Origin of the sequence: Pseudoalteromonas sp. SIMBA_162, assembly GCF_046535955.1 — a bacterium.
Lineage (GTDB): Bacteria > Pseudomonadota > Gammaproteobacteria > Enterobacterales > Alteromonadaceae > Pseudoalteromonas > Pseudoalteromonas marina.
On sequence record NZ_JAWJBQ010000698.1, the window covers coordinates 1 to 257 of the forward strand.

General features: G+C 59.5%; 1 protein-coding gene. It reads left to right on the forward strand.

Features of this window, described 5'->3' with window-relative positions; translation table 11 throughout:
• Positions 1-26 precede the first annotated feature (26 nt).
• On the forward strand, positions 27-257 hold a 231-nt coding region (locus tag R0J88_RS21470), incomplete at its 3' end, for a hypothetical protein (protein WP_410901097.1).

Genomic DNA, 257 nt, shown 5'->3' on the forward strand with positions numbered 1-257 from the left:
CTGGATCGCTAGAGGTGCAGAAGGCGGTGGCGGAAACACGCGATGTGACTCTCGCAGAAGGCGACTATTTCGAGGCACTGAGCGGCAAGGTACTGAGCCTGGCATCTTCGTACCATGCGGAGGAAAAGGCGCGTGAGCACTTGGCAGCGCTTGAGTCGGATATCGCGACGGCTCTTGAAAGGCTGGCGGAGGGTCTCGAGGCACTGGTTGTGATCCATAACGACGGTCGCTACATCTTGCGCCAAGAGCCGGTCGTG